Origin of the sequence: Mesorhizobium sp. M3A.F.Ca.ET.175.01.1.1 (genome assembly GCF_004791945.1) — a bacterium.
In the GTDB taxonomy this organism is placed as follows: Bacteria; Pseudomonadota; Alphaproteobacteria; order Rhizobiales; family Rhizobiaceae; genus Mesorhizobium.
In genome coordinates, this window is sequence record NZ_SRTP01000020.1 from 63972 (window position 1) to 75507 (window position 11536).

The 11536-nt window shown below is 56.5% G+C and carries 9 protein-coding genes and 1 pseudogene; 1 reads left to right on the forward strand and 9 read right to left on the reverse strand.

Features of this window, described 5'->3' with window-relative positions; all coding sequences use genetic code 11:
- Nucleotides 1–239 precede the first annotated feature (239 nt).
- On the reverse strand, nt 240–803 hold the full coding sequence (locus tag EN818_RS28910) for an antitoxin Xre/MbcA/ParS toxin-binding domain-containing protein (RefSeq protein WP_108722859.1): 564 nt from the start codon (nt 801–803) through the stop codon (nt 240–242).
- Nucleotides 804–1001: 198 nt separating this feature from the next.
- Between EN818_RS28910 and EN818_RS33925 the strand changes: the two are divergent.
- A pseudogene (locus EN818_RS33925) lies at nt 1002–1170 on the forward strand (IS5/IS1182 family transposase); the annotation flags it as partial.
- A gap of 32 nt (nt 1171–1202) precedes the next feature.
- Here EN818_RS33925 and EN818_RS28920 read toward each other — a convergent pair.
- The 8 genes from EN818_RS28920 to EN818_RS28955 form a co-directional block, all read right to left on the reverse strand.
- The gene (locus EN818_RS28920) at nt 1203–2246 is read right to left on the reverse strand and encodes a betaine/proline/choline family ABC transporter ATP-binding protein (protein WP_095521170.1); all 1044 of its coding nucleotides are present in this window, start codon (nt 2244–2246) and stop codon (nt 1203–1205) included.
- Nucleotides 2247–2301: 55 nt separating this feature from the next.
- The gene (gene proX / locus EN818_RS28925) at nt 2302–3312 is read right to left on the reverse strand and encodes a glycine betaine/L-proline ABC transporter substrate-binding protein ProX (RefSeq protein ID WP_095521169.1); all 1011 of its coding nucleotides are present in this window, start codon (nt 3310–3312) and stop codon (nt 2302–2304) included.
- A 31-nt stretch (nt 3313–3343) separates the two neighbouring features.
- The gene (locus tag EN818_RS28930) at nt 3344–4276 is read right to left on the reverse strand and encodes an ABC transporter permease subunit (protein ID WP_095521168.1); all 933 of its coding nucleotides are present in this window, start codon (nt 4274–4276) and stop codon (nt 3344–3346) included.
- Nucleotides 4260–5447: an acetyl-CoA C-acyltransferase gene (locus tag EN818_RS28935; RefSeq protein ID WP_095521167.1), complete on the reverse strand. Its 1188-nt coding sequence runs from the start codon at nt 5445–5447 to the stop codon at nt 4260–4262. Before EN818_RS28935 ends, EN818_RS28930 begins: the two co-directional genes overlap by 17 nt.
- 3 nt (nt 5448–5450) lie before the next feature.
- Nucleotides 5451–7520, reverse strand: coding sequence for a 3-hydroxyacyl-CoA dehydrogenase NAD-binding domain-containing protein (locus EN818_RS28940; RefSeq protein WP_095521166.1), 2070 nt, complete (start codon nt 7518–7520; stop codon nt 5451–5453).
- Nucleotides 7521–8045: 525 nt separating this feature from the next.
- Complete coding sequence (locus tag EN818_RS28945) at nt 8046–9416, reverse strand: MmgE/PrpD family protein (protein WP_128363937.1); 1371 nt, start codon at nt 9414–9416, stop codon at nt 8046–8048.
- 502 nt (nt 9417–9918) lie between these two features.
- Nucleotides 9919–10374 carry a thioesterase family protein gene (locus EN818_RS28950; RefSeq protein WP_165778568.1) on the reverse strand — a complete coding sequence of 152 codons (456 nt, stop codon included), beginning with the start codon at nt 10372–10374 and terminating at the stop codon, nt 9919–9921.
- Between the two features lie 1040 nt (nt 10375–11414).
- The coding region (locus EN818_RS28955; protein WP_128363623.1) for an aldehyde dehydrogenase family protein at nt 11415–11536 on the reverse strand (122 nt) is incomplete at its 5' end.

Consider the following 11536-nt stretch of genomic DNA (forward strand, 5'->3'; position numbering starts at 1 on the left):
GCTTCTTCGCAGCTTAACGTTATCCGACGTATAAAATAGTCCAAGTTTCGTGGCGATCATTCGACATGATATATGTAGAAGTTGCTATTATGTCACAAATACCTCATTTATACTGCACAGGTCGTGCAAACTATACAAACAACGCAGACTGGACAACTTGCACATATTACGGATAGAACGCTCAGTGCGAAGCCGCGCCCGCACCGCTCATACAATTTTCCCAGGAGGTTCAGTTGGGCTTATGTCGAGGAAAAGTCTCGCGCGGCCAAGATGACTTCTGCAGCCAGATCTTGTCTCAGCATTTCTATGGGAATTCGGCCGTCAAGCCGCGGTGAAGGAGAGGTCACCCAAAGCCACGCCAGTCTGGGATTGGCAAACACTGAGAGCACTTGTCGTATCCCCGCCGCAGGCCTGCCGTCGACGAACTGAGCCAAGGGGACACGTGCTTGCGGCGCTTTCCGCAATGCGACCACGTCGTTGTGCCGTTGCCACCAATGCAATCTCGATCGCGGTATGCCGAAGCGTTCCTCCAGATAGGTTGGCCCTGCAACCTGACCCGCCCAGTCTTCAATTCGCAGGCAATCGCTTTGCAGATCTCGCGCTTTTAGGGCTGTGTACCCATGCGGGCCCTCGGTCGGCGCCGTGAGCGAAGCCGCCTCACGGGCGCTTTCATCGGAACGATGCGCTGCATCGGCTGCGAGCCTGCGAACAAATTCCGTGGCCAGGGCGGTCAAATCGTCATGGATAGCCTGTTGGGGCGTTGCCGAAAGCAAATCGGCAACAGCGGTATTGCCAGTCAACATCGCGATGAGATCGAGCTCCGTTCCTTTAGAACCTCATCGTACTTGGCCAGAACGCGCTCGACTTCTTTCGCACCAAGCATAAAAACTCGTCCTGGCGAGGTCCATTTCCACAATCAAAGGGTTTTGTCATGTGTGGCTCCCATGCCGCGTAAGAGTCCGGTTGATTGCCTGCGCGATCGAATTGTGATTATGGGCTACGATTTCGTCATCGAAGTGATGCGCCGTATCGATACCGAGGCCGGCTTCAAGGCGCTGCTCAGGCGTTGGATGGTCGAAAGAACGTTCGGCTGGCTAGACTAATACGCTGGCGCCGCGCGTGCGCGACTACGAACCACGCATCGACGTCTCCTTAGCGAAACTCCATTGATGCGATGCGAGGCCATTGCAAACCCACAACGCTTAACGGTCCGTGTCAGGGCGCATTGTGAGAAATGTCAGAATTTCCTCACGACCAATCATGCCGACGTTCGTACCGCCTCTCGAAACGAGAAGCGTTCCAGTTCCAGAGATACCCCTTCGTATGACCTCTGCCACTGGCGTTTCGGCGTCGATAGAACCGCCATCACAGGCGACATTTGCGGAATGGACGATCTCCGAGTTTGATTGCATGATGTCGCCGGCAACCAACTTGTCCAAGAGGGTGACATGGCTCACGAATTCTCGAACGTAGGGTGTCGCAGGTCTCAGTAGAATATCCTGCGGCGTACCGATCTGTTCCACCTTTCCTTTGTTCATGATCGCAATGCGATCACCTAAACGCGCGGCCTCCTCAATGTCATGAGTGATGAATACAGTGGTTTTTGTCGCTTTTGCCGAGATCTCTATGAACTGATCCTGTAGCTGCCTTCTGATAATGGGATCCAACGCGCTGAACGGTTCGTCCATCAGCAGAATTTCCGGATCTGTTACCAAGGCGCGCGCTAGACCCACACGCTGCTGCATTCCACCGGACAGCTCGTCCGGATAGAACGCGCCCCACTGTGGCAGGTGAACCCGTTCCAGCGCCTCTTGGGCAAGCTGACGCCGCTCCGCCCTCTTGACCCCGCGTATTTCCAGGCCCAGCGCGACATTCTCCGTCACCGTTCGGTTCGGCAGTAGTGCGACATGCTGGAAGACCATGCCAATCTTTTGCGAACGCAATTGCAGCAGACGTGCGTCGCTCAGCTCTTTGATAGATACCCCATTAATAATAACCTCTCCGGCGGTGGGCCTAATCAGGCCGTTAATGTGGCGCAGCAGGGTGGATTTCCCGCTTCCGGAAAGGCCGATGATACAAAATATCTCGCCTTCATTTATGTCGAAGCTAACGTCTTCGACGCCCACGACATATGGGGGTGCCGGGGCGCCGCACAGACGTGATCGTTTTATCTCCTCCAGCGCATCGCCTTCGCGCGCCGCGTAGACCTTCCAGACGTTTTTGAACTCAATCTTCTTGACTGACAATTTCGAGGTCCTAAACCAAGCGTGGGGGACAAAGGCGCCTTGGTGGTGCTGGCCTCTATGGCTTGGCTGCTTTCAGCGCCTCGCTTACCCAGCCGTCGAACGCAGCGCGGTTTGCCTTGAGCCAATCTTGCGTGTGGCGCTCAATATCCTCGGGAGACTTCTCGCCTTGTTCAATGAGGCTGTTCTCAGCTTCAATGTCCGCGACTGGCACCGTGGCGAGTTCGAAGAATTTCCTGGCTGCGGGATTTTTGTCCAAAAACTGATTGTTCGCGAGTACACGAATCGTATTAGGGGCAAATCCAGTGTTCGTGCCGTCCGGAGATTCCGTGTTCGCGTTCGGGTCGTCGGGGCTTGCAGAGAAGGGCACGCTGAGCCAAACGACATCCGTTCCAGGCTTCAGACGATTATTCAGCCAATTTGGCGACCACGTATAGTACACAATTGATTGACCATTCTTGTACCTTTCCAGCATATCAGCCACCAGAGCAAAGTACTCGCCCTGGTCATGATGGATTGTATCCCGCAATTTATAGGTCGTCATATGATGCTCAATTATCCGCTCGCATCCCCAACCTGGGTTGCATCCCACGAGATTGGCCTTCCCGTCACCATCACTATCGAAAAGTGCTGCAAGCTTCGGGTCAGAGAGCTGCCCGATGTTCGATATGCTGTATTTGTCAGCTGTGCGTTTGTCGATAAGATATCCCTGCTTCACGTTGGGCGTGAAGTTTCCTAGCCGCGTCATTACCTTATCGCCACCAGCATTCTCGAAGAACGCGTCATGAAGGGGTTGCCAATGGTGCACCGTGTAATCGACGTCGCCGTTTGCTACAGCGATGTGAATTGTGGGATAGTTCGCTATCTGAGGCTCCTCAACCGTATAGCCGAGTGCTTCTAGCCCATGCTGAACAATCAGGTGTTGGAACACCGAGGTGTAATCTTCGCCTTTAATCTGTCGGACTACTATCCCTTTTCCTGGGAGATCTTGAGCCAAAACGCCGGGTGCGAGCGCGACGGTGAACACCGCAACGGCGGTTGCCAATTTTTTCAAAACTGACGTGATCATTTCATCCTCCTTGAGATCTGCTTATTGTTGTTCATTTTGTTCCACGGAACAGGAAGCTCAGGATCGCGAGAGGCCGCGATCCTGGCCCTGTGGCGCCAACACGCTGTCTGGTCGTCTGCGCAAACGACTGTGATAGGCGGTCGATCGCAATCGCCAGCATCACAATTCCAAAACCCCCAACGGTTGCCTGGCCGAGATCTAAGCGGCCTATACCGCTCAACACGAGTTGCCCCAGCCCTGGAACAGAGATCATCGAAGAAACAACCACCATCGACAGGGCAAGCATGATTGTCTGATTGACGCCAGTCATTATGGCCGGCCGCGCCTGTGGCAACTGAACCTTAAACAGGACCTGCCAATCATTCGCTCCGAACGCACGAGCGGCTTCAACGAGATCGTGACTGACCTCACGAATGCCAAAGTTTGTCAGTCTGATCACCGGGGGGAGCGCATATATCATCGTAACGATCGCACCCGGGACCTTGCCAATGCCAAACAGCATCACAACTGGCACCAGATAAACGAATGAGGGGATCGTTTGCATGAGATCCAAAACAGGCCTCATGCCGGCTTGGACCTTGTCACTACGCGACATGAGGATTCCGAGAGGAATGCCGATGATAAGGCATGCGAGAACGCAGCTTACGACGAGTGATAGCGTCGTCATCGCCTCTATCCACGCGCCGATGAGGCCGATCACGATCAACGGCATGACCACCGCTACCGCCACGCCAGCCCCACCTGTCTGCCACGCGACCAACCCGACAACCACGAGCAAAACAGTTGGCGGACAGCTCAGCAATGCTTGTTCCACGGCGTTGAGAAGAAGCTGAAACGGAACCTTGATAGACTGGAACACCTCACGATAGTTTGACGTGACCCAGGCCATTCCGCTGTTAACCCATTCCCTGACCGGAATGTCGATTGAGGCAAATGGGTCAAAAAGGTCAATTCTTTCGGGCATCGCGACCACTCCCGGCTTCAAACAATGCGCCCGCCCCCATACCACCACCAACACACATTGTGACGACAAGGTATTTGCCACCTCGTCGGGACAACTCAATAACTCCGTGGCCAGTCAGGCGAGCACCTGTCATTCCGTATGGATGTCCAAGGGCAATCGCGCCACCGTTCACGTTCAACCGTTCAGAGGGAATCTCCAATCGATGCTGACAGGGGAGAACCTGGGCAGCGAAGGCCTCGTTGAGCTCCCATAGGTCGATATCGCTGGTTGCCAAGCCCGCCTTCCTAAGCAGTGGCGGCACCGCGAATATCGGTCCTAATCCCATCTCGTTCGGCTCGCATCCAACGACCGAGTATCCCCGAAAAATGCCCAGGACGGGGAGCCCCGATCGCGCCGCGTAATCCGCGTCAGCTAGAACGCATGCTGATGCGCCATCAGACATCTGGCAGGCGTTTCCGGCCGTAACCGTGTACTCACTTCCGAGGATCGGCTTAAGTCCGCTCAAGGTTTGCTCGGTTGTGCCAGGCCGGATGCCTTCATCTTTATCGACGCTTGCCGAACCTGCAGGGTACAGTTCGTCATCTATGGTGATCGGCGCGATCTCGCTGCTGAATCGACCTGCTTCCCGCGCGGCCGAAGCGCGACGTTGGCTTTGCGCCGCATAAGCGTCCTGATCTTCCCGTCTGATCCCGTATCGCTGAGCGACGACTTCAGCGGTATGGAGCATGGGCATGTAGATTTCGGGCTTGTGGGTTTTGAGCCATGGCTCGGAGATCCAGCCTTGACGTATCTGCTCGTTATCCACAAGGCTAATTGAGTCCACCCCCCCCGCAACACCGATGTCAATCTCTCCACAGGCGATGCGATGAGCAACCTGAGCGATTGCCTGCAGCCCGGAGGCACACTCTCGGTTTACAGTTGCAGCCGCAACCGAGGTCGGCAGACCTGCGCGGATTGACGACAGCCGGGCAATATTTCGTCCCGCGGCGGCTTCAGGCAGTGCGCATCCAATGATCGCGTCTTCGACTTGACCAGGTTCAATTCCAGCACGCGCGACAGCGTGGGAAATAGCGTGCGCAGCCAGCGAAACGGGATGAACCGCGCGCAGCGCTCCCTTGTACGCTCTGCCGACGGGAGTCCGAGCTGTTGAAACGATAGCTACCGTTCGCATCTTTCACCTGACATCCGCAAATCGCATACCGCTCTTGGCAAGGAATGCCAGTAGAGGGGCAGGCTCCCATAGCACCGGGCCGTGTTCTTCTCGAAATTCGATGACCCGCTCGTAGACTCGTTTTGGACCCAAATGATCGGCCCAGAACATTGGACCTCCCTTGCGACGTGGAAAGCCCAGCCCATTCATCCAAACGACATCGATGTCTCCGGAACTCCTCGCTATGCCGTCACCGAGCAGCCAAGCTGCGTCGTTAACCACAGGCAGCAGGCATCTTTGCAGTATCTCGTCATCGGAGATGTTCCGTCTTTTGAACCCGAGCTCGGAGGATGTCGACTCGATCAACGCCGCGACCTCGATGTCCGGATGCGCCTCGCGCTGTCCCGGCTCATATCTGTACCAACCTTTGTTTGTTTTCTGACCATAGCGGCCAGCTTCGTAGATCCGGTCCGCGACGTGCGGATAACGCATTCCGGCGGGATATGACGCCGCCTGCCTTACATGATAGCTGATATCGTTTCCGGCCATGTCGTTCATCACGAATGGCCCCATCGCGAACCCAAACTCTTGAAGCACTCTGTCGACCTGTTCCGGAAGGGCGCCCTCTTCCAACAGAAAGAGTGCTTCGCGTTGGTACCCGGCAAGTAGTTTGTTAGCTACAAACGCGAACTGGTTGCCGACAACCACCCCGATCTTACCAATGTGCTTGGAAACAACTCTCAGTTGCTCAATAGTCCCTTCCGCTGTCTCCCTGCCTGAAACTATTTCAACCAGCTTTAGGAGATGAGCAGGGCTGAAGAAATGCATCCCAGCAATGTTTTTCGGCCGCCCTGTTGCAGCTGCAATCTCATCGATATCAAGCGATGATGTATTTGTGACCAAAGTCGTGTTGTTTGGACATATGCTGTCTAGCTTGGCGAAGATCCTTTTCTTTAGTTCAAGGTCTTCGGAGACCGCTTCGACAACCAGATCGGCCTCATCTAACGCCTCCATATCGCCAATCGCTATGATATTGTTGCGTGCAATCTCGGCCTGCTCCTGAGATATTCGACCACGCCGAACCATGGATTTCAGCGACGCACCAACGGCCTCAAGGCCCTCGGCTAGCCGATCTCCAGCTTGATCGTGAACCAACACCTTCAAGCCGCCTGTCGCAAAGCTGATAGCAATTCCGCGACCCATGAAGCCGAAGCCCACCACTGCAACGCATTTCGGAAGACTTATGGTGTCGGACCCAGACCGGATATGAGGCAGATCAGTTGCAAGCTCGACCTTGCTTGCATGTAATAGTGCTATTGTCTCGGCTTCCGCGAGCAGCTTTTCGTTGTGTCGGTTTTCAATGGCGATGTTTTCTTCGAGGGAAGTTGACTGGGCTCCCATGACGCATTCCATAGCCAGTTTCCCAGCCGGCGCCTTCAAGGAAGCTGGAAACGATTGCTTGAAATCCTCAATGATATCCTGCCGACTTTTCTCAGTTGGGCTTTTTGAACGCCTCGGACTGCGATCCGTCCCGACCCGAATTGCCTCATCCACCAACGCTTCACGGCTGCTGACCAGTTCATCAACCACTCCGAGCGCGTGCGCGGCATTTCCGGTAATGTTCTTCCCCCCGACGATCATTTCAAGGGCGCATTGCAATCCTGCCAATTCACTCAGATGAAGAGCGGCGGCACCTGAAGGAACAAGCCCCCATGTCGCCTCGGGAAACGCAAGCTGTACGCTCGGTGTCGCAACCCGCGCGTGGCAGGCGAGCGCTATGGACAGAGCCTCCCCAATAGCACGACCCTCAAGAGCCGCGACAATGGGGACCGCAGACGCCTTAATCGCGGTTATCAGTTCCGGCAAGCCGCTAAAGTCTGTCTTCCCTGAGCATCTTGAAATGTCAGTTCCAGAAGAGAATTCCGGCCCTGCGCCCGTCAGAATGATCGCATCGATGCCTTTGCTCGTCGCAAACCGCTCGATCAGAATTTTCAACCGTGCACGAGCAACGGCAGTGATCGCATTCACCGGAGGATTGTCTAAATAGATGACCGCAGCCCGACCAAATAGTTTGTAGTGAGGGGCACCCAACATCAAGCATTCTCCAGCAAAGCGATCTACATATGACGGCGCTCGCAAAACCAGTTTAACACGAGCTCCATCGGTCGAGATTAGACCGCGCGATTAGGATCGCATTGACACGTTCAGCCACTTTTTTGACATCTGCCGCCATCGACACTTGATATTGCCGTTTTGCCCTAGGATGCGAGCTCGAGGCGGAAGCGAGGGCGGGCGATTTGCCCCCCAAGCACTGGGATATCCGAGGCGAAGGTGAAGTCCACCAGCGCCCTCTCCCGACGCGAAGTCATCAAGGTAACGCCGAAGGATGGAAGAATGAAGCGCCGTCGCCGACGAGATTCTGAGGCGGATCACCCGCCTCATGGCATCGAGCAGGAGAGCGGATAGGCCCCGAGTTGCGCCACGCGGTGGGCAGGCAGTCTCGGCCCGATGCCCAACGCTGCTCAGGCCAACACTGCCGCGGTTCTCACCGGTCGGGCAAAGTCTGATGACGGCAGTGCTCGGAAAGCCGGTGGTGGGACGAGCTACAGCACGACGTCCCTAGCTTAGCCGTGATTGGCAGTCTGGTGGACGAAAAAGCTCCTGGAGTATCTCGCACAATCCACTTGTCCCGTCGGCGAGACCGAACACAGCATCTTCAATACGTGTCATTCTGCCGGCCTCAAGCGAAGTGCTAGCCAGCGCGCGATACTTAGAACGTAACTCATCGGTCCGGAGCGGACATTCCGGGTCACCGCGTGGTGTCGCTGGATCTGAAGCTAGCCGGCGTCCGTCCGTCGTGGTGACGACGACCTCAGCCCATCGCTCCGCCGGAAACACGTTGCTGTAGGGTCCGTGCTCCACCAGTACAATGCGCTTTTGCAGGGCGGCGGTGAGCGGGTCGGTCAAACCACGTCCGGTGATTTCTTCGGTGCCCACCTGCCCGTGGGCCAGCGCGGCGGCGACGGGGAAGGCTGTGGAATACTGCGCGGCATCGGTCTCGGTCGGCACCCGCGAGCCGAGGGCGACGGCCGCGGCAAATGTTCGGATCTCAACCCGCTCGATCTGTTGTGGCGTAAGCGCGTGCCGGTGCTTCAGATCGAGCGCGGCATCAATCGCCGGATGCGCCCAACGGCATACCGGATATGGCTTGAAATACTGCTCCTCGATGCGCCAGCACACGCCCAGATCGGCCCAAAGCGCCCCCGCCTCTTCGCTCTCGATTATGGCGGCCGGGGCGCCCGTAAAGCCCTGCCGCGCAAGGTGGGCGGCAGAGACACCAACCATTGCGCCCCAACCGGAACCGTCTTTCACCATGGTCGGATGAGCCACCATGCGCATCATGGGACTGCGCGGACCGTAATACTCAGCAATCCCAAGCGCATGCCGAAGCTTCTCCTGGCCTAGACGCATCAGGCGCGCTCCCAGTGCGGCGCAGGTGATGGAGTTCCAGGATCCCGATGAATGGAAATCGGAGGTGCTCGCATGCTGTGCAATCCCCGCGCGGGTGCCGATCTCGTAGCCTTGCACCAACAGCGTGAGAAACTCGCGGCCGGTGGGCGTCACGACTAAGTCCTGAATCAGCGCGAGAAGCGCCGGAAGCACGGCGCATCCGACATGCCCTTTCACCAGACGATGACCATCATGTGCATCGATGGCATCGATTGTGATGCCGCCGGCCAGCGACGCGCCGACCGCGCTGCATCGACGTCCGTCGAATAAGAGACTTGCTCCTAAGGTTCCAGCACCGGCGGCGAGAAATGTGGCCGAGAAGTCACGAGCAATTTGAGACGCAGGAGTGAGCGCGCCGGCGGCAGCGGTGCCAAGCAGGTCGATGAGACAGCGCTCGGCTTGCGCGACGACCGTTTTCGGTAGGTCCTCGAACTGAAGTTCGAACAGAAACGCGGTTAGGCGTTCAAGCGCCGCGCTCATCGCCCCCTCCACACGAGCTTGCGCTTCGCAGCGATTCTGAGCGTCGAGGGTAGCAGGGCTGCCTGCCTATTTCTTGGTATTTTGGGTTAACCATGAGGATTCTACCGGTTAGGTCCAGACACTTTCGCTTTTTCTCGGGCGGCGGCTTCTCCGTGGGCCGAGATCTGCTCCGGTGGAGCGGGTCGATCGTCATTATCTTCGGGCGGACCACTGGCTGCCGGCGATGTGCCTGCACCGTCCAGCTATCCGGTTCTGGCAGCTCTGGCCGTCCGGGAAGGTTCCCACAACCCGAGCGCGGCGGTCGGTCCAAATCTCCAGCCAACACGACTGTTGGAGAAGCTGTAGTAGCTAAGCGTCTCCATGAGCGTCTCGACCGTCCTGTCGCCTAGCACTCCGGGCAACAGCGCGAAAGTCGAAAGAAAGTAGGTTCAGGCGCGAGCCGTCGAGCGTGATCAGCTTCACCCCCGCTTGCACCGTCCGGCAATTCGCCTTCATGACTCGTCTAATCCTTCGGCAGGAAAGGCTTGACCCGCATGCGCTCCCCTTCTCTACCGCGCAGCAAATCAACCAAAGCTTGGGGGATAGGCGCCGGCCGATAAGTGGTCCGGTCGAAACTCACCCAAACGATCTCGCCCGAGCTGAGCAAAGTCTCACCGTCCCTAGGGTAGATCTCGAGGGCGAAGGCAAGGCTCGTCCGTCCGGTCCAGGATGCGCGGGCGAAAATCTCCACATCGTCATCGAAATGGAGGGGGGCCTTGAGCTCAGCACTGATCTTGACGGTGTGGAAATCAATATGATCTTCACGATCCACGAGACGGACCCTGAGTGCCCGCATGTACTCCCACAATGCGAGACTGAAATAGTTGACGTAGTTTGCGTTGAAGACGACTCCCTGTGCATCAACCTCCGCCCAGCGGACGCGAAGCGGGATTGAGAACGTGAAATCCGTCTTAGCCATTTCAGACCGCTGCATGACTGATGGTCGGCTCGGTGTGGTGCCCGTACGGGGCACTCATCGAACGTAAACTTGCTTAACGGGCGATGCTGTCGCGTCGCTGGAGCTGGGCTCAACGGTAGTTTCCCCACCTACCCCAAACCTTAAGAACGCTAACGCGACTCCTGCGATGCCCAACGTCACTTTTATAGTAATCGCTCCAACGCGGTGATCTCGGGCGTGAAGCCTGCACGCATCATGGACCACATATGCATTGGTGCAGCTCTGCCCCCAATCTAAACTTGCTTTTCTCCAGGCGTCGGTCGAACCGTTGCGGTCGCGCGTATATCAGCCTAACAACTACAGGCAGCCAAGCCACGGTATGACCGAGAATCACCGCGCCAAGCGACAAGGAGACTTCCAACTGCTTCAACACAGTAATATTGCCAACCCTGTAATCAGTACTGGTATTATTAGCGGTATGTGTTCCAGCAATTCCTTCCCTCGTCGGCCAGGTGGGCTGCCCGGGCGGTGCTCGCGCGCGATGGCAATTCACACGCGCCCTATCGAGCATAGTTAGATCGTGCTACGCGAATCGCGTTGACAGTTTCGGTCAGATCGTTGACATTTACCGCCATTGCCCTCTGGTATGCTGACTGAGGCGCGATTTCCACCTTCTATAGTCAGCCGTCTGAGCCACAATCACAGTGATACCTCCTCATCGAACACCTTGCCGTCGCACTTCGTCAATCGCCCCGCCATGCAATGACGACCCGCTTGACGGTGCAGTTCTTCAACGACGGCGACGCCGCGCCTCCGTGGCTTTGCCGTCTTTGAATTCGGGACAAGAGTCATGCTGTAAACCGCACGGCTGCTTTATGGGACTGGAGCATCACCAGCCCGTCGGTGTATGATCGGTCCCAGCTTGGCAAGTTGCCGAGGCCGGTTACGTTGGCCCTGCAACTTCTATTAATCGCTCAAGCTTGCGCGGCTCTGGCCCGATCATGCTGATGACTATAACGTCAGATAAAGATGGGCACTTCTCACGCGGAATTTAGCGACAATTACACGCTCAGGCAAATATACTTCATTTCAGTATAATGATCGATTCCGTATTTCGAACCTTCACGGCCTATTCCCGACTGCTTGATGCCGCCAAAGGGCGCAACCTCAGTGGAGATCAGCC

Bases quoted from the DNA above. Each gene is read 5' to 3' on its own strand.
- EN818_RS28910 (WP_108722859.1), bottom strand. From the start codon at position 803: ATGTTGACTGGCAATACCGCTGTTGCCGATTTGCTTTCGGCAACGCCC.
- proX (WP_095521169.1), bottom strand. From the start codon at position 3,312: ATGATCACGTCAGTTTTGAAAAAATTGGCAACCGCCGTTGCGGTGTTC.
- EN818_RS28930 (WP_095521168.1), bottom strand. From the start codon at position 4,276: ATGCCCGAAAGAATTGACCTTTTTGACCCATTTGCCTCAATCGACATT.
- EN818_RS28935 (WP_095521167.1), bottom strand. From the start codon at position 5,447: ATGCGAACGGTAGCTATCGTTTCAACAGCTCGGACTCCCGTCGGCAGA.
- EN818_RS28940 (WP_095521166.1), bottom strand. From the start codon at position 7,520: ATGTTGGGTGCCCCTCACTACAAACTATTTGGTCGGGCTGCGGTCATC.
- EN818_RS28945 (WP_128363937.1), bottom strand. From the start codon at position 9,416: ATGAGCGCGGCGCTTGAACGCCTAACCGCGTTTCTGTTCGAACTTCAG.
- EN818_RS28950 (WP_165778568.1), bottom strand. From the start codon at position 10,374: ATGGCTAAGACGGATTTCACGTTCTCAATCCCGCTTCGCGTCCGCTGG.